General features: G+C 68.8%; 15 protein-coding genes. 7 read left to right on the top strand and 8 right to left on the bottom strand.

All coding sequences use genetic code 11. From position 1 onward, the window contains the following. Nucleotides 1-169: 169 nt before the first annotated feature. The gene (locus A605_RS01255) at nucleotides 170-1,693 is read left to right on the top strand and encodes an HNH endonuclease signature motif containing protein (protein ID WP_051625625.1); all 1,524 of its coding nucleotides are present in this window, start codon (nucleotides 170-172) and stop codon (nucleotides 1,691-1,693) included. A 165-nt stretch (nucleotides 1,694-1,858) separates the two neighbouring features. Here A605_RS01255 and A605_RS01250 read toward each other — a convergent pair whose 3' ends face one another. The 4 genes from A605_RS01250 to A605_RS01235 form a co-directional block, all read right to left on the bottom strand. Then, entirely contained in the window at nucleotides 1,859-3,400 is a 1,542-nt protein-coding gene (locus tag A605_RS01250; RefSeq protein WP_015399690.1) for a glutamate synthase subunit beta, read from the bottom strand. Nucleotide 3,401: 1 nt separating this feature from the next. Next, on the bottom strand, nucleotides 3,402-7,988 hold the full coding sequence (gltB, locus tag A605_RS01245) for a glutamate synthase large subunit (protein WP_015399689.1): 4,587 nt from the start codon (nucleotides 7,986-7,988) through the stop codon (nucleotides 3,402-3,404). A 429-nt stretch (nucleotides 7,989-8,417) separates the two neighbouring features. Then, nucleotides 8,418-9,473 (bottom strand): PrsW family intramembrane metalloprotease, encoded by a 1,056-nt coding sequence (locus tag A605_RS01240; RefSeq protein WP_015399688.1) that lies wholly within the window; start codon nucleotides 9,471-9,473, stop codon nucleotides 8,418-8,420. After that, nucleotides 9,470-10,111 carry a hypothetical protein gene (locus A605_RS01235; RefSeq protein ID WP_015399687.1) on the bottom strand — a complete coding sequence of 214 codons (642 nt, stop codon included), beginning with the start codon at nucleotides 10,109-10,111 and terminating at the stop codon, nucleotides 9,470-9,472. The genes A605_RS01240 and A605_RS01235 overlap by 4 nt, the downstream gene beginning before the upstream one ends. 43 nt (nucleotides 10,112-10,154) lie before the next feature. Here A605_RS01235 and A605_RS01230 point away from each other — a divergent pair, with 43 nt between their 5' ends. The 3 genes from A605_RS01230 to A605_RS01220 all read left to right on the top strand — a co-directional run bounded on the left by A605_RS01230 (nucleotide 10,155) and on the right by A605_RS01220 (nucleotide 14,292). After that, on the top strand, nucleotides 10,155-12,095 hold the full coding sequence (locus tag A605_RS01230; RefSeq protein WP_015399686.1) for a M13 family metallopeptidase: 1,941 nt from the start codon (nucleotides 10,155-10,157) through the stop codon (nucleotides 12,093-12,095). Between the two features lie 17 nt (nucleotides 12,096-12,112). Further along, a complete protein-coding gene (locus tag A605_RS01225) occupies nucleotides 12,113-12,547 on the top strand; it encodes an SgcJ/EcaC family oxidoreductase (RefSeq protein ID WP_015399685.1) in 435 nt (144 codons plus the stop codon). Nucleotides 12,548-12,909: 362 nt separating this feature from the next. Then, a complete protein-coding gene (locus tag A605_RS01220) occupies nucleotides 12,910-14,292 on the top strand; it encodes an MFS transporter (RefSeq protein WP_034990402.1) in 1,383 nt (460 codons plus the stop codon). Here A605_RS01220 and A605_RS01215 read toward each other — a convergent pair whose 3' ends face one another. Further along, nucleotides 14,293-15,231, bottom strand: coding sequence for a LysR family transcriptional regulator (locus tag A605_RS01215; RefSeq protein WP_015399683.1), 939 nt, complete (start codon nucleotides 15,229-15,231; stop codon nucleotides 14,293-14,295). 138 nt (nucleotides 15,232-15,369) lie between these two features. Between A605_RS01215 and mmsB the strand changes: the two genes are divergently transcribed. Both mmsB and A605_RS01205 read left to right on the top strand, forming a co-directional pair. Further along, nucleotides 15,370-16,356: a 3-hydroxyisobutyrate dehydrogenase gene (gene mmsB / locus A605_RS01210; RefSeq protein ID WP_015399682.1), complete on the top strand. Its 987-nt coding sequence runs from the start codon at nucleotides 15,370-15,372 to the stop codon at nucleotides 16,354-16,356. A 45-nt stretch (nucleotides 16,357-16,401) separates the two neighbouring features. Next, complete coding sequence (locus tag A605_RS01205; protein ID WP_015399681.1) at nucleotides 16,402-17,901, top strand: CoA-acylating methylmalonate-semialdehyde dehydrogenase; 1,500 nt, start codon at nucleotides 16,402-16,404, stop codon at nucleotides 17,899-17,901. A 69-nt stretch (nucleotides 17,902-17,970) separates the two neighbouring features. On the opposite strand, the gene A605_RS01200 is transcribed toward A605_RS01205, so the two are convergent. Beyond that, nucleotides 17,971-18,594, bottom strand: coding sequence for a CG0192 family protein (locus A605_RS01200; RefSeq protein ID WP_015399680.1), 624 nt, complete (start codon nucleotides 18,592-18,594; stop codon nucleotides 17,971-17,973). A gap of 123 nt (nucleotides 18,595-18,717) precedes the next feature. On the opposite strand from A605_RS01200, the gene A605_RS01195 reads away from it, so the two are divergent. Next, complete coding sequence (locus A605_RS01195; RefSeq protein ID WP_015399679.1) at nucleotides 18,718-19,638, top strand: alpha/beta hydrolase; 921 nt, start codon at nucleotides 18,718-18,720, stop codon at nucleotides 19,636-19,638. A 1,001-nt stretch (nucleotides 19,639-20,639) separates the two neighbouring features. Here the strand turns inward: A605_RS01195 and A605_RS01180 are convergent. Together A605_RS01180 and A605_RS01175 are read right to left on the bottom strand one after the other, a co-directional pair. After that, nucleotides 20,640-21,617, bottom strand: coding sequence for an SDR family oxidoreductase (locus A605_RS01180; RefSeq protein ID WP_015399676.1), 978 nt, complete (start codon nucleotides 21,615-21,617; stop codon nucleotides 20,640-20,642). A gap of 144 nt (nucleotides 21,618-21,761) precedes the next feature. Further along, nucleotides 21,762-22,958 (bottom strand): YihY/virulence factor BrkB family protein, encoded by a 1,197-nt coding sequence (locus A605_RS01175; protein ID WP_015399675.1) that lies wholly within the window; start codon nucleotides 22,956-22,958, stop codon nucleotides 21,762-21,764. Between the last annotated feature and the right edge of the window lie 73 nt (nucleotides 22,959-23,031).

The raw sequence follows: 23,031 nt of genomic DNA, 5'->3' as shown, positions 1-23,031 counted from the left end.
CCGGTCTGAGGCCCGGATCCCCTGCGTGGGATCCGGGCCTTCGGCGTGGGACGGGAGTGGGGCGAGGGAGCGCGAGGAGCATATGGAAAATATGTTCGCCTCGGGGCTTGTATGTGTTGCGCCATTGAGCTAACCTCGAACATGCAAGCGAAACCGGGGGGTGGAAATAATGCTTGAGCAGAGGATAAGCGATCTGGTCGATCAGGCCGAAAAGGCGCTGAGAGAACTGGCTGAGCTGATGGCCGAGCCGGACACCTTGCCGTTCGCCGCCATCCGCGGGGACCTCGAGCGCCTTGAGCGGGCGATGTCCACCAAGGCCGCCGTCGACGCCTCCTTCGCCTGGCTCGCCGATCTCCACTCGGCCGGGCGCCTGGTGGGTTCGACGCGCACCGTGGACTACCTCACCGACGGACTGGGGGTCTCGCGGGGCGAGGCGTTCTCGCGGCTGCGGCAGGCCGAGGACCTCTACGCCCCGCCGGTGGAGCCCACACCCGACCCCGGCGAGGACGAGACCGACAACGGGGAAGCCCGACGCGAGGCCGAACGACGTCGCGAGCGGGAGCGCCGCGCCCAGGAGGAGGCACGGAGAAAGTCCGCCTCGGCCGAGAAACGCAGGATCATCGAGCGGGAGCTGACCCACCTGTCGAAACACGCCGTCCCAGGTCGCCTGGAGCTGCTGTCTCAGTCACTGAGCGAGGCCGAGCGCCGCGACGTGCAGGACCTGCGGGCCTGGGTCCGGGAGCAGGTCCGCAGGGCCAACGCGGCAGCCACGCAGCCCGACGGAAAGAAGGACCCCTTCGCCGCGCTGCGCAAGCGTCGTCTGCGCCTCTCCCGTCCCGACGCCGACGGCGGAGTGCGGATCGACGGCTACCTGCCGGCAGACATGGCCGCCCTCGTCCGTGCCGCGGTCAACCCGAGGTCGGGGACGTCCTCCGTGGACGATGAGGACGACAAACGCACCATCGACCAGCGGCGGGCGGACCAGCTGGCCCACGCCTGCCGGACCTTCCTGAACACGAAGGAGCCGAAGGTCCGGGGGGCGGGATCCGTGCTGATCTCCATGACCGTCGACGACATCGAGAACATGACGCTCGACTCCCGCTTCCCCACCGCCGGTGGGGATCTCCTCGACCCCCTCGCCCTGCTGCGGCTCGGCGCCGCCGACTCCGACTTCGTGGTCCTCCACGACGACAGGGGCCAATCCCTGGACGTCGGGCGGGCGCGGCGCACGGCGAACTTCTACCAGCGCATCGCCCTGCTCGCCTCCGAGCTGGTGTGCACCCGACCGGGCTGCGACAACCACGGCGACGAATGCGATGTCCACCACCTGGTGCCCTGGTCCATGGGCGGCAACACCGACATCGAGAACCTCACCATCCTGTGCCCCACGCACCACGCCCTCAACCGGGACGAACGCGACGGGGCGGGTGGCCTCGGACACTCGGAACGGGACCCCGCCACCGGCAGGGCCGGATTCCGGGCGGCCGGGGCGGACGAGCTCCGGTTCAATGACACGGTGGCCCAGAACCGGTCCGCGGGGGCCAAGATCCGCGGGCGGAAGGAAGCGCCGCCGGAGACGGGCGCGCCGCCGGGTGCCGGGACCGCGGATCCACCCGGGCCCGAACCACCGGGTTCCCCATCACCACCGATCCACGGCCCGGACGATCCCGGACTGTTCGACGTCCCCGCGTGAGCGGAGGACGCCACCCGGCGGGTCCGCCCTCTACACCACCCCGATCGCTCGCCGTTTCCTTCCCACGGTGAGGTGCCGGGACCGGGAGCGTACGCGGTTTCCGTCGTTCTCACAGCCGGTCCCCCACAGGCCCCTGCTGCAGGCCGCTTCGCCGCGCCTCCGGCCTCAGGCCTTCAGCGCCACGGTCGTCGGCTCCACCGCGACCGGCAGGGCCGTCTCGCCCATGAGATCCGCGTCGACGGCCGCCGCGGCGGCCCGTCCCTCGGCGATCGCCCAGACGATGAGCGACTGACCGCGGCCGTTGTCGCCGGCGACGTAGACCCGCGGCACCGGCCCGCCGGCCACCGGGCGGAGGCGCGCGCGGTACCGCCCGTCGCGGACCATGCGGCCACGGTCGTCGAACTCCACCCCCAGCTCCTCGGCCAGGCCGCCGCGCTCGGTGCCGGTGAAGCCCAGGGCGATGAGCACGAGGTCGGCGTCGACCTCGAAGTCGGTGCCGGGCACGGGCACGCGCCTACCGTCGACGACCTCGACCTCGTTGGCGCGGACCCGCCCGACCCTGCCATCCTCCCCGTGGAAGGAGACGGTGTTGGCCGTGAAGACGCGGTTGCCCAGGGGCTGCCCGGTACCGCGCACCGCGAGACCGAGGGCCTCGATCTCCTCGGCCGATTCGTCGCCGGTGACCACGTACTCGCCCTCCTCGTGGGCGGTGGCCACGCGGTGGATCAGCGGGTACGTGGGCCACGGGGTGGATTCGGCGCGCCGGGTAGGGGCCGGCGGGCGGATGTCGAACTGGGTGACGCTCGCCGCGCCCTGGCGCAGGGCCGTGCCGAAGCAGTCGGTGCCGGTGTCGCCGCCGCCGATGATCACGACGCGCTTGCCCCGGGCGTCGATGGCCGGGCTCCGCGTGTCGCCCTCGTTGACGTGGTTCTGCTGCGGCAGGTACTCCATCGCCTGGTGGACACCGGCCAGGTCGCGGCCCTCGACGGCGAGGTCGCGGGCGACGGGCGTGCCCGTGGCGAGGACGACGGCGTCGAAAAGCGCCAGGTCGGCGGCATCCGGCGAGACCCCGGTCTCAAATACCGTGCCCTCCGCCGCCAGCTGCGCCAGCCGCCGGTCGATGAAGCGGTGCTCCATCTTGTACTCGGGCACGCCGTAACGCATGAGCCCGCCGAGGCGGTCGTCGCGTTCGTGGACGGTGACGCGGTGCCCGGCGCGGGTGAGCTGCTGGGCGGCGGCCAGGCCGGCGGGGCCGGAACCGATGACCGCCACCGACTGTCCCGTGTCGAACGACGGCCGCACGGGTTCGACCCAGCCTTCCCGGAACCCCCGCTCGACGATCTCGAGTTCGATGTCCTTGATTGCGACGGCGTCGTCGTTGATGCCGAGCACGCACGCGCCCTCGCAGGGCGCCGGGCACAGGCGGCCGGTGAACTCGGGGAAGTTGTTGGTGGCGTGGAGGCGGTCGAAGGCCTCCCGCCAGCGGCCGGTGCGCACGAGGTCGTTCCACTCGGGGATGATGTTGCCGAGCGGGCAGCCCTCGTGGCAGAAGGGCACGCCGCAGTCCATGCAGCGGGTGGCCTGCTGCCGGATCTGTCCGTCAGCAACAGGTTCGTGGACCTCCCGCCAGTCGAGCAGGCGCAGCGGCACGGGCCGGTGGGCGGGTTCTTCGCGGTGGAATTTCTGGAATCCGTGGGGGTCGGCCATGTCAGTTCACTGCCTCCATGATCGCGGTGTCGACGTCGCGGCCTTCCGCGCCGGCCGTCGAGATGATGGTCAGTACCTTCCGGTAGTCGCGCGGCATGACCTTGACCAGGTCGCGGGCCTGCCACGGGGTGGTCGAGCCGGTGACTCGGATGTGTTCGTCGATCACGCCCTCGAGGAACTCGACGTCCGCCGCGGTGGGCGTCTCGACGTCGACGAGCTCCGGGTTGATCTTCCGCTCCAGGCCGGGCTGCGGCGCGAGGTAGGCGATGCCGCCCGACATGCCGGCGCCGAAGTTGTCGCCGACCTCGCCGAGGACGACCACGCGCCCGCCGGTCATGTACTCGCAGCCGTGGTTGCCGATGCCCTCGACGACGGCCGTCGCGCCCGAGTTGCGGACGCAGAAACGCTCCCCGACGGACCCGGCGATGAAGATCTCGCCGGCGGTGGCGCCGAAGCCGATGACGTTGCCCGCGATGATGTCGGGCTCACCGGCGTCGATCTGCCCCGGGGCGGCGGCGTGCGGTCGGACGATGAGGCGGCCGCCGGACAGTCCCTTGCCGATGAAGTCGTTGGCGTCGCCGACCAGGTCGAGCGTCATGCCGCGGGGGACGAACGCGCCGAAGGAGTTGCCCGCCGAGCCGGTGAAGGTCAGCGTGACGGTGCCGTCGGGCAGGCCGTCGCGGCCGGCGGCGCGGGTGACGCGCGAGCCGGCCATGGTGCCGACGCTGCGGTCGACGTTGCGGATGGGGTAGCTCATCGCGATCGTCGGGGCCGGGCCCGACGACATCCAGGCCGGCGCGTTCTCGCTGACGGCGGCCGCGGCGGCGTCGATGGTCAGCTGGGTGTCGCGGATGATGCGTTCATCCAGCACCCCGGCCAGCCCGTGCTCCTGGGCGCGGGTGCGCCGCGGGTTCTGGTTGCGGAAGCGCGAGCGCGGGACGTGGAAGACCGGCGCGAGATCCAGCGCCGCGGCGCGCGGGTTCGCCGCGGTGAACTCCGCATCGCGGCTCTGTCGCAGCACCTGGGCCTGGCCGACCGCCTCGTCGATGGAGCGGAAGCCCAGCTGGGCCAGGTACTCGCGGACCTCCTGCGCCAGGAACCGGAAGAAGTTGACCACGTGCTCGGCCCTGCCCGTGAACTTGGCCCGCAGATCGGGGTTCTGCGTGGCCACGCCGACGGGGCAGGTGTCGAGGTGGCACACCCGCATCATGACGCAGCCCTCGACGACCAGCGGGGCCGTCGCGAAGCCGAATTCCTCGGCGCCGAGCAGGGTGGCGACGACGACGTCGCGGCCGGTCTTGAGCTGCCCGTCGCACTGGACCCGGATGCGGTCGCGCAGGCCGTTGAGCAGCAGGGTCTGCTGGGTCTCCGCGAGCCCGAGCTCCCAGGGTCCGCCCGCGTGCTTCAGCGAGGTCAGCGGCGAGGCGCCGGTGCCGCCGTCGTGGCCGGAGATCAGCACGACGTCGGCGTGCGCCTTGGACACTCCCGCGGCGACGGTGCCCACGCCCTGCTCGGAGACGAGCTTGACGTGGATCCGCGCGTCCGGGTTGGCGTTCTTCAGGTCGAAGATCAGCTGGGCGAGGTCCTCGATGGAGTAGATGTCGTGGTGGGGCGGCGGGGAGATCAGCCCGACGCCCGGGGTGGTGACGCGCACCTCGGCGATCCACGGGTAGACCTTGTTCGGTGGCAGCTGGCCGCCCTCGCCGGGCTTGGCCCCCTGGGCCATCTTGATCTGGATGTCGGTGCAGTTGGTCAGGTAGTGGCTGGTCACGCCGAAGCGTCCGGAGGCGACCTGCTTGATGGCCGAGCGCTTCCAGTCGCCGTCCGGCTCCGGTTCGAAGCGGGCCGGGTCCTCGCCGCCCTCCCCGGAGTTGGACATGGCGTGCAGGCGGTTCATGGCGATCGCGAGGGTTTCGTGCGCCTCGGCGGAGATGGAACCGTAAGACATCGCGCCCGTCGAGAAGCGCTGCACGATGTCCGCGACCGGCTCGACCTCCTCCACCGGTACGGGTGGGCGGTCGGGGGCGAACTCCATCATCCCCCGGAGGGTGGCCAGGCGCTGCGACTGCCGGTCGACGGCCGCGGTGTAGTCCTTGAAGATCGCGTACCGCCCGGTCTTCGTGGCGTGCTGGAGCTTGAAGATCGTCTCCGGGTTGAACAGGTGGTACTCGCCCTCGCGGCGCCACTTGTACTCCCCGCCCAGCTCGAGCTCGCGGTGGGCGAGTTCCTCCGGACGCGGCAGGAAGGCGCCGCGGTGACGGGCCTCCACGTCCGCGGCCAGCTCCTCGAGGCCGATGCCGCCGACCGGGGACGGCACGGCGCCGAAGTACTCGTCGAGCAGGTCGGAGTGCAGCCCGGTGACGTCGGCCAGCTGTGCACCACGGTAACTGGCGACGGTCGCGATGCCCATCTTGGACATCACCTTGAGCACGCCGGAGGTGGCGGCGGTGACGTAGTTGGTGCAGGCCTCATCCAGGGTGAGCTCGCCGAGCTGGCCGGCCATGCGCAGCTCATCGATGGTCTCGAAGGCCATGTAGGGGTTGATCGCGTCGGCGCCGAAGCCGATGAGCATGGCCAGGTGGTGGACCTCGCGGGCGTCGCCGGACTCGATGACCAGCGAGCAGCGGGTCCGGGTGCGCCCGGCCACGAGGTGCTGGTGGACCGCGGAGGTCAGCAGCAGCGACGGGATCGGGGCGTGGCGTTCGTCGGACTCGCGGTCGGAGAGCACGATGATGCTCGCGCCGGCGGCGATCGCCTCGGACACCTCGCGACGCACGCGTTCGATCGCCTCGCGCAGGCCCGCGCCGTGGTGGGCGACCGGGTACAGCCCGGAGATGACCGCGGTGTGGAAGGCGGGCCACTCGCCGTGGTCGTCGGCGTGGGCGAGGGTGGCCAGCTGGTGGTTGTCGATCACGGGGGAGTCGAGGCGGATGCGGCGGGCAGCCTCGGGACCGGGGTTGAGCACGTCGGACTGCGCGCCGAGCAGGGTGTGCATGCTGGTCACCGGCTTTTCGCGGATGCTGTCCAGCGGCGGGTTGGTCACCTGGGCGAAACGCTGGGCGAAGAAGTCGTAGAGCATCCGGGGGCGCTGGGACAGTGCCGCGATGGGGGTGTCGGAGCCCATGGAACCGATCGCCTCGGCGGCGTCGAGCGCCATGGGGCGGATGATCAGGTCGACGTCCTCCTCCGTGACGCCGAAGACGCGCTGGCGCAGCACCGCCCGGTCATGGGGCATGTACTCGTAGCGGGTCTGCGGCAGCCCGGCGAGCGGGACGAAGTTGTGCCGGATCCACTCGCGGTAGGGGCGGGCGTCGGCGAGCTGGCGCTTGATCTCCCCGTCGGGGACGATGCGGCCGGCCTCCGTGTCGAGCAGGAACATCTTCCCCGGCTGCAGGCGGGTGCGCTTGACGACGCGCGCGGGGTCGATGTCGAGCACGCCCGCCTCGGAGGCCATGACGACCAGGCCGTCGTCAGTGATCCAGATGCGGCCCGGGCGCAGGCCGTTGCGGTCGAGGACGGCGCCGACGAGCGTGCCGTCGGTGAACGCGACCGCGGCGGGACCGTCCCAGGGCTCCATGAGGCAGGAGTGGTACTCGTGGAAGTCGCGCAGGGCGGGGTCGATGGTGGGGTTGTGCTCCCAGGCCTGCGGGATCATCATCGCCATCGCGTGGGGCAGGGAGTAGCCGCCGAGGTGGAGCAGCTCGAGGGCCTCGTCGAAGCGCGCGGTGTCGGAGGCACCCGGCGTGCAGACCGGCAGGACGCGGTCGAGGTCCCCGAGCAGAGGTGAGTCGATGAGCGATTCGCGGGCACGCATCCAGTTCTCGTTGCCCTTGACGGTGTTGATCTCGCCGTTGTGGGCGACGAACCGGTACGGGTGCGCCAACGGCCAGCTGGGGAAGGTGTTGGTGGAGAAGCGCGAGTGCACCAGGGCGATCGCGGACTCCAGGCGCGGGTCGCGCAGGTCGGCGTAGAACTGCGCCAGCTGCGGGGTGGTCAGCATGCCCTTGTAGACGATCGTGCGCGCCGACAGCGAGGGGAAGTAGACGGTCTCCTCGCCGTTCTTCGTGCCCAGTTCGCGGGTGCAGCGCTTGCGGATGCGGAACATCACCCGGTCCAGGTCGATGCCGCGCCTGTCCCCCGCGGACAGAAAGAGCTGGGCGAAGGACGGCATGGCGTCGTGGGCCATCGTGCCCAGTTCGCCCGGGTCGACGGGGACCTCGCGCCAGCCGAGCACGGTCGCGCCCTCCTCGACGGCGATGGCCTCGATCTCGCGCTTCGCGTCCAGCATGGCCATGCGCGCCCGCGGGAGGAAGGCGATGCCGGTGGCGTAGGCGCCTGCGGCGGGCAGGGTCACGCCCTGCCGGGCCATGTCGTCGCGGTAGAAGCGGTCCGGGATCTGCAGCAGGATGCCCGTACCGTCGCCGGTGTTGCGCTCGGCCCCGGCGGCCCCGCGGTGGTCGATGTTGATGAGCACCTGCAGGCCCTTGTCGACGATCGCACGGCTGGGACGTCCGTGCAGGTCGGCGACGAAACCGACGCCGCAGGCGTCGTGCTCATGGGCCGGGTTGTAGAGCCCCTCTCGGTTCATGGTCGTTCCACCTCACTATTTTCTGTCTGTCGATCTACAGAAAACAGCGGGAAGGGGTCGTCGCGCAAGAGGACGCTGACCGCAATTCGGAAAACCTAATGGTGAACAGGTTTGAGATGTGATTTATTTCACCTGTCGCGCGACAGGCCGGGGGGTGACCGGGGTAGCCGAAGGGCGGACACCAGGACCGGAATCAGCCCCCGCCGACTTTGACGTCCGCCCTACCGCAGACCAGTTCCGGCCCTGGAGCCGCTCCCCGCGCACACTGGACGGAAAACACAGGTGGCCTGCCGCAGCAAGGAGGCGGACAGGTCTGATCGAGTGGCCCGGTACCTTTCGACCCGGGTTCCCCGGCACTGGCCCTGGTACATCACGGCCCCGGCCGCCCCCGGGTTACAGGCCCGACGTGGGAACGAGGCGGTGTGGGACTCACTCGATGCGACGGCCGTGATCGTCGGGGGCGGTGTAGTCCTGGCCCTCTGGGGCGTGGCCCTGCTCGCGCTGCCCATCCAGGCGGTCCGGTAGCCGCCCGCCCGGCCGGACCGTCTCGCGTTCCAGCCGACGGGTCCCGGAAAGCTGCGGGGAGCCTGCTTTTCCGCCCGGTTCCAGCCCCGCCGGCGTGACAACCCCGGCAGGCAGCTGCGCCACGGACGTCACGGGCCGCGGCGTGAACGCGTAGGTCCGGTCGGCGCGGCAGGCACGGTGGGCGCGGAGCCAGACGACGATGAACAGCGGGTACATCACCACGGCGACGATGACGTAGTGGGCGATGAGCCAGAAATTGTCCTCGAACATGAGGTTCCACGCGAAGTGCAGCGCGAAGGCGACCGTCAACCAGGCAAGGCCGACGCCGAAGCGCCAGGACACGGACCTGCGGGCCGTGAAGATCGCCAGCCCCAGCCCCCAGCCGGCCAGGGCGGTGAAGACGATGTGCAGGGCGGGGCCCATGAGAATCCGGGCCAGCCAGATGCTGAGCGTGCCGCTGAGGTCGGAGTTCGGGTCGAGCATGGCGCCGATGGAACCGTAAAGGTGGTTCTCGACGGTCTCGAAACCCAGGCCCACCACCGCGCCGGTGACCAGGCCGTGCCAGGGGCGGTTGAGCTGCCGGAAGCTCAGCAGGATGACGGCCACGCCCAGGGCCTTGGAGATCTCCTCCGGCCACGCGCCGCCGAAGGACATGGCGACGGTCTCCCAGCCGAGCTTGTCCATCAGGGTCATCAACGGCAGGCCCGAGACCATGACCAGCAGGAAGCTGGCCCCACCTCCCCAGACCAGGCAGGCGGCCACCCACAGGACGCCGGCGCGCGGCCACATCGGCGACAGGCGCAGCAGGATGAGAACCAGCGCCACGTAGAGCACCGCGAACAGCAGTCCCAGCGAGGCGGCGACCCCGGAGACCAGGAAGTTCGAGGCGGTGAAGTAGAGCATGGAGGGCAACCCCACGATCATCAGCGCCAGCAGGGTCCAGCGGAACAGTCGGCTCATACGTCGATTCCCTCCAGGTTGAACGCCCCGGTCGATCCCCAGGGCGTCATCGGGTTCTCCCGCATGCGGATTTCCTCCCGGACAATCCCGGGCAGCGGACTGCCGGTGTAGGCCCGCCACACGGCGTCGGCGAGCGGGGCGGTCTGCGGGCCACGGCCCGAGATCACCGCCACCATGGTCAGATCCTCGCGCTCGTCGTCACCCTCCAGGGAGAGTCCGATGGTGCCCCACTCGGGGTCGATGAGCATGCGGGCGTCGCCCTCCCGGAGGATCGGGGCGTTCTCGGCGGGCGGGAACAGGTCTAGGGCGCGCACCATGCGACGCAGCGTCCGATCCGGTTCGGTGCCGCCCTCCGCGATGATCGACTGCAGCAGCACCCCGTCGCAGTCCCACGCGTGACCGCTGATGGAACCGGTGGATTTGGCGCAGGTCAGCACCTCCCCCTCCCCCTGAGGGTCGGGGACGGGCACCTCCCAGTCGTAGCCCAGGGTACCCAGGCGGACCTCGTCGGTGGCGGAGGTCCGGTCCGGCACGGCGAGGTTGATGATCGCGGGCAGCAACAGCACGATGGCGGTGACCCCGAAGACCGCCCACCAGTACCGTCCCGCCCGAACCGGTTGGAGTCGGTACGTCGGCATGAACCCCAGCCTAACCGTTGTCGGTTCCCCTAGAGTGGGGCGCATGAACGACCTGTACCAGTATGTCAACGGCCCCTGGCTGAAGACCCACGTCATCCCCGAGGACCGCGGCGTCGACGGCACCTTCCACCGCCTGCGTGACGACGCCGAGCTCGACGTCCACCGCATCGTCGAGGAGGACGCCGGTCGCCCCGGCGTGCTCTTCGACTCCTTCATGGACGTCGACGGCGTCAACGCCGCCGGGCTGGCCCCGCTCGACCCCGACCTTGAGCTGCTCACCGCCGCGGGCGTCGAGGAGTTCGCCGCCAACCTCGGCCGCCTGGAGCGTAGCGGGGTGGGCGCACCGCTGACCTTCTGGGTGGAGAAGGACTCCTCCAGTGAGGAGGCCATCGCCTACCTGGTGCAGTCGGGCCTGGGCCTGCCGGACGAGGCCTACTACCGCGAGGAGGCCCACGCCGAGGTCCTCGCCGCCTACCGCGTCCACGTGCGCGAGATGCTCGAATTCCTCGACCCGGCCCGCCTGTTCGGCCTGACCCCGGAGATCGCCGCGGATCGCATCGTCGGACTGGAGACCGAGATCGCCGCCGGCCACTGGGACGTCGTGTCCACCCGCGACGCCGTGAAGACCTACAATCCGACCGACTTCGGCGAGCTGCCCGCCATCATCCAGACGATGTTGCGCGCCTCCGGCGTGCCCGAGCAGCGGATCGTGTCGATGATGCCCAGCTACGCCGACCACCTCGCCGGACTGCTCACCGGCGACCGGCTCGCCGATTGGCAGCTGTGGGGCACCTGGCACATCCTGCGCTCCCGCGCCGGGGTCCTGCCCGAGGAGATCGGGGAGAAGAACTTCGAGTTCTACGGCACCCGCCTGTCCGGTGCCACGCAGCAGCGCGACCGTTGGAAGCGCGGCGTCGGCCTGGCCGAGACGCTCGTCGGCCAGGAGATCGGCAGGATCTTCGTCGAGCGCCACTTCCCCGCCTCCTCCAAGGAGGACATGCTGGAGCTGGTCGACTACCTGGTCGCCGCCTACCGCGAGCGCATCACCTCGCTGCCGTGGATGACCGGGGAGACCAAGCAGCGTGCCCTGGAGAAACTGGAGCAGTTCCGCCCGAAGATCGGCTACCCCGACACCTGGCGCTCCTATGAGGGCCTGGAGTTCTCCGCCGCCGGCGCCGACCTGATCGCCAACGTGCGCGCCGGAGCCGAGTTCCTCCACGACTACGAGCTGAACAAGATCGGGCACCCCGCCGACCGCGACGAGTGGGTGACCACCCCGCAGACCGTCAACGCGTTCTACAACCCGGTGGTCAACGACATCACCTTCCCCGCCGCCATCCTGCGCGCACCCTTCTACAGCCCGGACGCCGACGCCGCCGAGAACTTCGGCGCCATCGGCGCGGTCATCGGCCACGAGATCGGCCACGGCTTCGACGATCAGGGCTCCCAGTACGACGGCAAGGGCAACCTGAACTCCTGGTGGACCGACGAGGACCGCCGCGCCTTCACCGAGCTGACCGATAAGCTCGTCGAGCAGTTCACCGGCCTGGTGCCCTCCGTGCTCAAGGAGACCGACATCGAGACCACCGGCGTCAACGGCGAGTTCACCCTGGGCGAGAACATCGGTGACCTGGGCGGCCTCGGCATCGCGGTGGTGGCCTACCGCAAATACCTGGCCGATCGCGGTCTGACCTTCGAGACCTCCCCGGTGCTGCCCTTCGAGGCCGAGGACGCGGACCCCGACCTGGCCGGCCGCGAGTTCAACGGCCTGCAGCGACTCTTCCTGGCCTGGGCGCGGGTGTGGCGCACCGCCATCCGGCCGGAGATGGCCGCCCAGTACCTGGCGATCGACCCGCACTCCCCCGCCGAGTTCCGCTGCAACGTCATCGCCGCGAACGTCGCCGAGTTCTACGAGGCCTTCCCGGAGATTGACACGGATTCGCCCATGTGGCTCGAACCGGACAAGCGCGTGGCCATCTGGTGAGTCAGGGCCCGCCGGCGGTGGCGGAGAGTTTCGTCGCCGCCTGGAATGCCGCCGACGCTGATGCGCTGACCGGGTGTTTCACCCGGGACGCCGACTTCGTCAACGTCGTCGGGTTCTGGTGGCACGGGCACCGGCAGATCCGGCACAACCACGCCATCGGATTCCGGGACATGTTCCCCGACACCGTGATGGCGCTGGAACGGGTGCGCACGCGGATGCTCACCGACGAGCACGCGGTGGTCCAGGCACGGTGGGCGATGACCGGACAGCGGTTGCCGGAGGCCGTCGCGTCAGGCGCCCGCGCCGGTGCACGCCGCGGGGTGTTCACGTTCGTGTGCTCCCGTCAGGACGACGGAAGCTGGTTGGCGGTGACGGGGCACAACACCGACATCGTCCCCGGTGCGCAGACGCATGTGGCCGACGGGGACGGCCTGGATCCGGTGCGGTATTGAGCGGGACGGGTCCGGTAGTTCCCGGACCAGCGTAAGGCGCAGAGATGCGGAGGCGCGGAGGAACAGTTCCCCGTAGCCCCTACAGGCCCCGCCAGTGCAGCTCGGCGACCGCGTGCTTCTTCGCTGGCAGTAACGGCAACGATCCGGCGGGGTTGAGCCGGGCGGTGGTGCGTCCCTGGCCGATGGCTGTCAGCGTTGCCTTTGCCCCACCCTACGGATCGACAATCACGCTCTGGCGCAACGTGTGAAAACGCACAGCGGCAGTGCGGAAGTCGCGTAGCAGTTTTGTTACCTGGAGCACATTTAAGCTGCAGAATGTGGTTCACACCACTTCCCCGCTTCTGTCTCCAGGAAGGTGCACCATGTCATCCCAACTGGCACCCCCCACAAGCACGTCGCAAGCCACCGAACATTCGAATGGCACCCGCGGCCTGCGTCGTGTCGTAGCAGCCTCGATGGCCGGCACCGTCGTCGAATGGTATGAGTTCTTCCTCTACGCGACCGCCGCGACGCTGGTCTTCAATAAAATCTTCTTTCCCCAGAGCGACGACCCCTTCAGCGGAATCATCGCCGCATTCGGAACTTACGCAGTAGGTTTCATGGCCCGCCCCCTTGGCGGCATCATCTTCGCCCACTTCGGTGACCGCTTCGGGCGAAAGCACCTGCTCCAGGTCGCGATCGTCATGGTGGGGGCGTCCACATTCCTCATGGGCTGCCTCCCGACCTTCGACTCAGCAGGCTATCTGGCGCCCGCCCTGCTGGTCGGCCTGCGCTTCGTCCAGGGCATCGCGGTCGGCGGTGAATGGGGCGGCGCGGTTCTGCTCGTGGCTGAGCACTCCCCGGCCAAGAGCCGCGGGTTCTGGTCCAGCTGGCCCCAGGCGGCCCTTCCACTGGGCAACCTCCTGGCGACGATCGTCCTGCTCATCCTCTCGGCCACACTCACCGACGAGCAGTTCCTCAACTGGGGTTGGCGCATCGGCTTCTGGCTGTCCATCGTGATTGTCGCGATCGGCTACTACATCCGCACCAAGATCCAGGATGCGCCGATCTTCCAGGAAACCCGGAATCAGATCGAGAACGCGGTGGAAGAGGTCCCCTACGGAGTCTTCGAGGTGCTCAAGAAGTACCCCCGTGGAATCCTCACCGCCATGGGCGTGAAGTTCGGGGAGAACGTGCTGTACTACATGGTGGTCACCTTCTCCATCACCTACCTGTCGGTGTGGGTGGAGATGGATACCAGCAGCATTCTGGGGCTGATTCTGCTCGCCCATGCCCTGCACTTCATCGTGATGCCCGTTATCGGCCATCTCAACGACAGGATCGGTCGGCGCCCAGTCGCCCTCCTGGGCCCCCTCCTGACCATCGGCTGGGCGTTCATCGCCTTCCCCATGTTCAACACTGCAGAGCCACTCGTCGTCCTCCTCGCGATCTGCCTGGGCCTGAGCGTGCATGCCTTCATGTACGCAGGCCAGCCCGCCATCATGGCGGAGATGTTCCCGACCCGGATGCGCTACGCGGGCGTTTCCTTCGGCTACCAGGTCACCTCCATCGCAGCAGGCTCCCTCGCCCCCATCATCGCGACTGCCTTGCTGAGCCAATTCGGCTCCTGGGTTCCGGTCGCCATTTACATCGCCCTCGCCGCAGGAGTCAGTTTCGTCGCCGCACTGGTACTCAAGGAGACCCGCGGCATTTCACTGGAAGCCGTCGACGAGGACGATCGCCAGCGCAACGCCATCAACGCCTGATCACCCTCCTTCGGCGGGACGCATTCCGGCGACGCTTCGGAGGCGGAACTTCTCCGCCTGAGATTCCTCGACCATCGCCTTGAGACAGGCCCGTACTGAAGCATTGCGAATGTTCTCCTCACGAATCACCGCCCAGTAGGAGACCTCATGCAGATACTCGTCGGGCAGGATCCGGATGAGTCGCGGGTCAGTCGCGACATAATCCGGCAATAGCCCAATCCCGGCCCCGGCCAGGGTGGATGCGACATGAGCGAAGACGCTCGTGGAACTGATCCCCTCCCGGTAGGCCGGGATTCTTCGTGCACCCAGGTCCAGCTCATCAACCTGGAGAGCCGTCTCAATGTAGTAGTTGATCCGGTGATCCGCGAGATCCGCGATAGTCGTCGGGGTCCCCATCCGCTCGAGGTACTCCTTCGTGGCGTAGAGACACAGACGATAGGACAGCACCTTGTGGGTGACCGCCTTATTCACCGTAGGCTCGCCGATGACAACCTCAATATCCACCCCGGAACGCCGCTGCCGGACCTGTTGGGTGGCAGTGATCACCTCAATCCCGAGCCCGGGTTCCCGGATCTGCAAATCTGCCAGTGCCGGAATCGCCACAAAGAAGGTGAAGGCATCCGGCGCCGCTATCCGCACAATCCCGTTCAGACGAAGATCGTCACCGCCATGCGTGAGCGAGGACAGCTCCTGCAGGGACCGCTCAGCCTGCTCGGCCGCAGCCATCGCCCGGCTTCCCAGCTCAGTCAATTCCCATCCGTGAGGGCCGCGAGCCAGCACTTTCCCGCCAAGCGCCTTCTCCAGATCCGCGACGCGGCGGGACACCGTGGAATGGTTGACGCCCAGACTTTTCGCAGCCGCCGTATACCGACCGAGCCGGGCGACCGACAGGAAGGTAATGAGCCCCTCAAGATGCGCGGTCTCAATCTTCGGAACCATGCGCCCGATTGTGCACCAATGCACAGGTGCGGTGCAACAATCGAGGATGAAAACCATTGTTATGCACACTCACCCCTCTTAACATGAGTGGCAGATCACAACACGACAAGAATGTGACACCACGAGAGAGGGAGAATCATGACTACCATCGGTTGGATTGGCCTGGGCAACATGGGTGCGCGAATGGCCGCGAACCTGGTCCGCGCCGGGTACGACGTCCAGGGCTACGACCTCAGCTCAGTGGCCACCGCCCAGGCCGCGGAGAACGGCATCCGGATCGCCGACAGCGTGGCCGATACGGTCGCAGGTGCCGACGCCGTGTTCACCATGCTCCCGAAAGGACAGCACGTCCGCAGCGTTTTCGAGGGCGCCGACGGCATCTGGGCCCACGCGGATCATCGCGCGCTGCTCATCGACAGCTCGACCATCGACCTCGACACCTCCCGGTTCCTTCACGATCGTTCCACTGACCTGGGATTCCACTTCGTTGACGCCCCGGTCAGCGGCGGGATCAGCGGTGCCGCCGCCGGCACCCTCGCCTTCATGATCGGCGGCCTCGAGGAGGACACCGCGCGGGCGGCACGCTTCATCGAGCCGATGAGCGGACGCACCTTCGTCGCCGGAGGCCCCACAATGGGTATCGCGGCAAAGATCGCGAACAATATGATGCTGTGCATCAACATGCTCGCCAACTCCGAGGGTTCTCAGCTCGCAGAGCGGATGGGGTTGGATCCCAAGGTGTTCTGGGAAATCGCCAGCGCATCCTCCGGCCAGTCCTGGGCACAGCAGACCTGGTACCCCGTGCCGGACGTCATCCCCACCGCTGCGGCCAACCAGAACTTCGACGCCACGTTCACTGTGGACCTGGCCCGCAAGGACGTCGGGCTGGCTCTTGAAGCCGGTGAGAACGCGGGCATCAATCTGCCGGCGGCCACCATCATCGCCCAGCAATTTGATCGGCTCATCGATGAAGGCTTCTCCCACAAGGACTGCACTCTCATCGCCAAGTACGTCGTCCCCGAGGGTGAACTGCGCGGCTGGAACCCCGATCCCACCGCCGAAACCGAAGCCATCATCGAAGAACAGAACACCTCCCCGGTGGCCGCCGAAGCCGCAGTCCGCTAAACCTCCGCATCCGCAGAACGCCCTACTCCTGAAGGGAACCTCATCATGACCACCGCAACCATCACCGCCCGCGTCCCGCACGTCATCGGTGATCAGCTGATCACCGAGAACCTCCGGACCCAGCCCATCTATAACCCGGCCACCGGCCAGGTCATCCGGGAGGTTCCCCTCGCCGACCGGGAGCTCCTCGACCGGACAGTGGCTGTGGCCACGAAGGCCCAGAAGAAGTGGCGCAGCATCGGACTGGCCAAGCGAAGCCGCGTGTTCTTCGAGCTCGCCTCGATTCTCCGCAACGAGAGCGAGGAGCTGGCACGCATCATCACCGAGGAGCACGGGAAGACCGTCCCCGACGCCCAGGGCGAAATCGCCCGCGGTCTGGAGAACGTCGAGTTTTGCGCCGGACTGATGCACCACCTCAAGGGTGAGAGCGCGGAGCAGGTGGCCTCCGGTGTCGACGTTGAACAGCTCAAGCAGCCACTGGGTGTGGTCGCCTGCATCACCCCGTTCAACTTTCCGGCCATGGTCCCCCTCTGGATGGTGAGCACCGCCATCGCCGCAGGCAACGCAGTCATCCTGAAGCCCTCCGAGCGGGATCCGTCCGCCGTGGTGTGGATCGCGGAGGCGTTCCGTCGTGCCGGCCTTCCCGAGGGGATCCTCAACGTCGTGCACGGTGACAAGGAGATCGTGAACGAGATCCTCGAGCACCCCACCATCCGAGCGGTCTCATTCGTCGGCTCGACCCCGATCGCCTCTCACGTCTACACCACGGCCGCGGCCCACGGGAAGCGTGTCCAGGCGCTCGGCGGGGCGAAGAACCACATGGTCGTGATGCCGGATGCAGACCTGGAGTCCGCTGCCGATGCCGCCGTCTCCGCCGCTTACGGCTCTGCTGGCCAGCGCTGCATGGCGGTGTCCGTCCTGGTTGCGGTGGGCGAGACCGCCGATCCCATGATCGAGAAGATCAGCGAGCGCATCCGCGGGCTGAAGGTGGGGGACGGTGCGGAGACCGGTACCGATATCGGCCCGTTGATCACCGCCCAGGCGCGTGACCGGGCCGCCCGTATCCTCGGCAGCGCCGCAGAAGAAGGTGCCACCATCGTGGTGGACGGCCGCGAGACCACCGCAGACCCGGAAGGCTTCTTCATCGGCGCGAGCCTCGTAGACAATGTCCGCCCCGGTATGCAGGTCTACGACGAGGAGATCTTCGGCCCGGTGCTCGCGGTGGTGCGGGTCGATACCTACGACGAAGCCGTCGAGCTGATCAACGCCAACCGCTACGCCAATGGCGTCGCCCTGTTCACCCGCGACGGCCGCACCGCCCGCGAGTTCCAGTTCGACATCGAAGTGGGCATGGTCGGCGTCAATGTGCCAATCCCGGTTCCGGTCGGAGCCTTCTCCTTCGGCGGCTGGAAGGACTCTCTCTTCGGCGACACCCACATGTACGGTCCTGAGTCCTTCAACTTCTACACCCGTCGCAAGGTGGTCACCACCCGCTGGCCCCTGGCGAATGAGAGCCAGATCGAGATGGGGTTCCCCACCAACTAACCTTCATCTGAAGAAATTCCCCGTTGCGTAGAACTGCAACGGGGAATTTCTCTGCCTAACTTCCGCCCCCTACAGATCCCGCCAGTGCAGCTCCGCGACCACGTGCTTCTTCGCCGGCAGCGACGGCAGCGAGCCGGTGAGGTTGAGCCGGGCGGTGGTGCGCTCCTGGCCGGTGGTCCTCGGCGACAGCGGTACACGTGGCATGTGCAGCCGGAAGCCGCGCACGCGGTCGTCGACACGCACCGTGCCCACGGCGCGCTGTCGGGTGGACTCGGAGAGCCTGACCTCGCTGACCTGCGCCCCGGCCCGGTCGCCGGAGCCGATGATGTCGAGGGCGGGCGGAGTGCCGTCGGAGAACTTCGCGCCGTCGTCCCCGGTGAGGATGGTGCGGATGAGCTGGGTGACGGCGACCGGGTCGCCGAGCGCGTTGGAGACCCAGCGGTGGCCGAGGATGTTGTGCTCCAGCTCGGTCAGGGTGTGCTCGGGATCGAGTTCGGCCCCGCGGTAGGTCAGGGGCAGCTGGACGATGCGGCCGTCGAGATCCGTGCCGATGAGCACCTCGATGCCGACCTCATCATCGGGGTCGACGAGCCGGTAGCTGCCGAGCAGCTCGACGAAGCCGCCGAAGGTGCCGGCGATCTGCTCCTTGGTGGGGTTGAGGACGGCGTCGTAGATCTTGGCGATTCCACTCATGGTGGGGCTCCTTCGCTTATCCGGGACTGATCCGGGGTGACACCTCCCAGACTAATCCTCCCGCGGCCGCCGGGGGACGCGAAAGCGGGACGCCCCCACGGCAGGGGAAGTAGGCTGGGCGCCATGAGCGAGCGAGACGAATCCACGTCCGAAAAAACCCCCGAGCAGCTGCAGGAGGAGCGGCACCGCGCCGAGTTCCAGGTCGGTGGCCGGGACCGGGAGCTTCCCCCGGAGGAGCAGCTCGAGCAGCTGTACTCCTACATCGACGCCCATTACGAGCTGCCCGACTTCACCCCGCCGTGGAAGGGCGGGGCGGGGGATCCGGATCCGGCCGACAACTACATCGCCCGGCTGCCCGACCGCATCACGCACGCCGCCATGCTCATGCTCGGCTCCGGTCTCGACCACTCCATGCCCGGGGTGGTCTTCGCCGACGGCGTGGAGACCTCCGAGGTGCCCGAGGTCGGCGGGCGGCTGTTCACCCCCTCCGAGCCGACCGGCGCGTGGGCGGTGTCCTTCCACTCCGGCGGCTGGTGGCGCGGTTCCGGTTCGGCACTGGAGATGCAGTGGCGTCCCGAGGTCGCCGCGGTCGCGCAGCTGTCCGGCACCATCATCCTGGACCTGGACTACCCGCTCGCACCGACCTCCACCCTGCCGGAGATGAACGCCGTGGTGCGGCAGGCCTTCGGCATCGCCCGCCACCACAACGCGACGTCGATCACCGGTTGGGGTTATTCCTCCGGCGCGGCGTTGGCGGCGATGAACGCGAAGCTTTTCGACGCCCTCGTGCTCACCTACCCCGATCTTGGCTCGGTGGCTGGCCTGCCGGATGAGATCCGCGACGGCGCGGCCGTGCCCGCGGCATCGGAGTGGCCGCGCACACTGGCGCAGATCGCGCTGCAGGACGAGATCGCCGCACGCCCCGACGGGCTTGCCGACGCCGCGCAGGTCACCGTCGCCGAGTACGTCTCGCGCCACCGCGTCTCGACGCCCGAGGTGGCCCGGCAGCGCGTGCGGGACGTCGCCGCGTTCCTGCGGGGATAGCGTGGACCGCCCGAGGCTGACGGGGATGCCCGAGTGGGGCAGCGCCCATTCTCCGTGGGCGAATACCGCCCCCCATCCCAGGGAGAGCGGTTTTCTCCGGGGTCACCTCCCCCAGCCCGAGAAGCTGGGATTATCCCGGGAGCTGGGGTGACGGCTGGCCGAGTGGTCCCTGCAGTGGCAGGAGAACCACCTCCCCCGGGAGGACCACCCGAACGGCCGCCCGCGGTGGCGGGTCGGCTTCGATCTCGCAGCGTGGGTCCGCGAGGGGGATGAGGTCATGGCCGCGCTGCGGGAGCAGCTGCCGGACCACCTGGTCGCCGAGAAGCGGCGCGGCGGACGCGGTGCTGGTGGAGAAGACGCGGCTGGACCGTTGACCGTGGTCGCCGGGCACCGCCCTACCCGCTCCTGGGCATTTCGCGGGGTGGACGAAACGGGCGTACTCGTTCGTCCATCATCCGCCGGTTCCGTTGAAGTGCGGGACTCTCCTGCTTCATCCTGGAGGAGGAGAGACATGGTTGAAGCGCCGTTGCTCATGGCGTCCCTGGCCTGGCGGCGCTGGTACCGGTCCTCCTGGTTCTGATCCTGATTTCCCTCCGGAAGACAGGAAAGAAGATGCCGGAGCAGCGGAACGAAAGGGACCGGGAGGGCTGAGCCTCTCTCGGTCGGTGGCCGACAGACATTGTCCCCATCAACCGGGCCAGCAGGATCAGGGCGCCGGCGGGGTCGTCGACGTCTATCCCACTGGTCTTGTTGAGCGGAACCCCCTGGTTCAGGCCGGCTCCCCGGTGCCTCAGGGCGCGCAGCCGGTTCGGCAGTGAGGACACCGCATCCGCCAGCGGACGGGAGCTGGGCTCCACCGGCAAACCTCCGTGCCCCTCGGCGCTGAGGACGCCGGCGACCGCGCCCACGGTGTCCGCCGAGGCGTCGCAATCGGTGACGGGCCGGCCACCTCCCTACTGTTCACCAGCATGGGTCTCCTCCCGTCGGCGGGAAGCGCGGTCTCAGCGCAGCAGCCGCTTCACCGCCAGCACGCCGCCGAGCAGGACCGTGCCTCCCAGCAGGCGCCGTCGGGCCGTGCGCCGGCGCCCTCCCCAGCCACCGTCGGCGGACCGGTTGCGCCCGTCCTCGGAGGGGGTGAACAGATTGCCGTGCGTGGCACCCGCCGGGCGGCTGCGGGAGAGGTGGGTCCTGTCGACCTGGACGGCCATCATCTTCTCCGTCAGACCGGGGGCGACCTTGGACTGCAGGAGCATGAGGCGACCCAACGGGCCGACGACGACCTCGCGCCGGGGCCGTCTGACGACACCGAGGATCGCTCGGGCGGCGCGTTCGACGGAGTAGACCGGTGGCATGGGCACCACCTCGCGGCCGGTGTGGTTGCCCGCCTGCTGGAACAGCGGCGTGTCGACCGAGGCCGGCAGCACCGCGGTCACGTGGATGTCCGTGTGCCCGGCAAGGCGCAGCTCGGAGCGCAGGCTGCCGGACAGGGCCCGTACCGCGGACTTGGCCATGGAGTAGGCGGCCGCGTAGGGCTGGGGGATTCCGCCGGCCACGGAGGCGACGTTGACGAGCACTCCCCGGCCCTGCGCCCGCATGTGGGGCAGCACGGCACGGGCACCGTGGACGTAGCCCAGGATGTCGACCTCGAGAACGCGGCGGAAATCCTCCAGCGGCACCTCCTCCACGGTCCCGAAGAGATGGACGGCGGCGTTGTTGACCCAGACGTCCACCCGCCCGAAGCGGTCGACGACGTCGCGGGCCAGCGCCGTCACCGCCTCTGCGTCGGTGATGTCGAGGGCGGCGACCAGCGTCTCCGCGCCGGAGGACTCGCAGGCCCCGGCCACCTCGCGCAGGGCCTCCTCCCGGCGCGCGACCAGGACCACGGCCCGGGCGCCGGCCCCCGCGAAGGCGGTGGCACTGGCCCTGCCGATCCCGCTCGACGCCCCGGTGATCACGATGACACTGTCCCTGACGCGCATGATGGTGACCCTCTCGGTCGGTGATCGGCAGAAGGTTGCCCTCCAGGCTAGTCCGACCGGGCAGCGCCCCGCACCGAATTCGGGACTGAGGCTCACGGTGCGGACCCCGCCCCGCGAGCTGGCCCGGGCGCCCCCGTCGCTGCCCTACCCGCCGCCCCCGGCCGGGGCCTGGTAGGCAGTGCTGCCGGGACGGCCCGTGGGGGCGGCACCACCGGAGTCACGTGCGTCCTCCCCCGCCCCGTCGGAGGCGTTGTGCGTCCGGCGCAGCTCGCGGCCGTCGCTGGTCAGCTGCTCCTGGGTCTTCCTCATCTTCTCCACCCGGATGATGTCGCGGGGCGGCAGCTGGATGTTCTCCTCGGCGGGGATGCCGGCCTGCAGCTGGCGGGCGCGCTCGACCTCCGCGTCCAGTTTCACGCCCAGCAGCAGCACGATGTTGAACACCCACAGGGTGAACAGCAGCGCCATCACCGTGCCGACGGCGCCGTAGGAGCTGTAGCCCGCGAAGACCGAGAAGTAGATGTACAGGGCCGCGCCGGCGGCCACGATGCCGAGGACCGCCACCGCGGAGCCGGGGGTCAGCCAACGGAACTTCGGCTGCCGCACGTTCGGGGTGAAGTAGTAGAGCACGGCGACGAAGCCGATGAGCAGGGCGAGGATCACGGGCCACTTCAGCCACGCCCAGACCGGCAGGAAGGTCTGCAGCAGGAAGTCCAGCACCCCGCTCAGGCCGAGCGGCTCGGCGACGGGGCCCAGCACGCCGTCGACGAGCGTCTCGTTGAGGACCAGGGAGACCAGGATCGTCACGATCCCGACCAGCAGCCCCAGGTTCGTCAGCAGCATGGCGCCGGCCTTCCTGAGGAAGCCACGGCCCTCGGTGCGGCCGTAGAGGGAGTTCGAGCCGCGGGAGAACGCCCGGACATACGCCGAGGAGGTCCACAGTGCGACGGTGATGCCGACGGCGAGTGCGACGGCGCCGCCGGTGGGTGAGCCCGTGACGGCGTCGATCAGGTCCAGCGCCAGGTTCTGGTACTCGGCGGGGATGCGGTCCCGGACGAAGTTCTCCACCCGCCGGGCGACCTCGGCGGCGTTGTTGGACAGCACCAGAGTGATGATCGAGTAGATCACCAGCACGGCGGGTCCCAGGGACAGCACCGTGAAAAAGGTCAGCATGGCCGCCAGATCGATGATCCCCTCGGCGAAGAACTCCCGGACCGTGCGCCGGAGGGCATACCGCCAGCTCGTCCAGGACAGCCGCGGCAGATTCCTCGGCTTGTCCTCGTGCTCCGGGCCGGGCGCACCCACGACGGCCAGCGTCGCGTCGATGTACTCCTGGTGCGGCACCTGGGGGTCCTTTCGTCTGCATGACGGGCGGCCGGCCTCTCACACCGCCCGGCGCTCATCTTTCCACAGCGCC

The sequence above is a fragment of the Corynebacterium halotolerans YIM 70093 = DSM 44683 genome (assembly GCF_000341345.1).
Lineage (GTDB): Bacteria > Actinomycetota > Actinomycetes > Mycobacteriales > Mycobacteriaceae > Corynebacterium > Corynebacterium halotolerans.
This window is presented reverse-complemented; position numbering and strand designations above follow the sequence as displayed.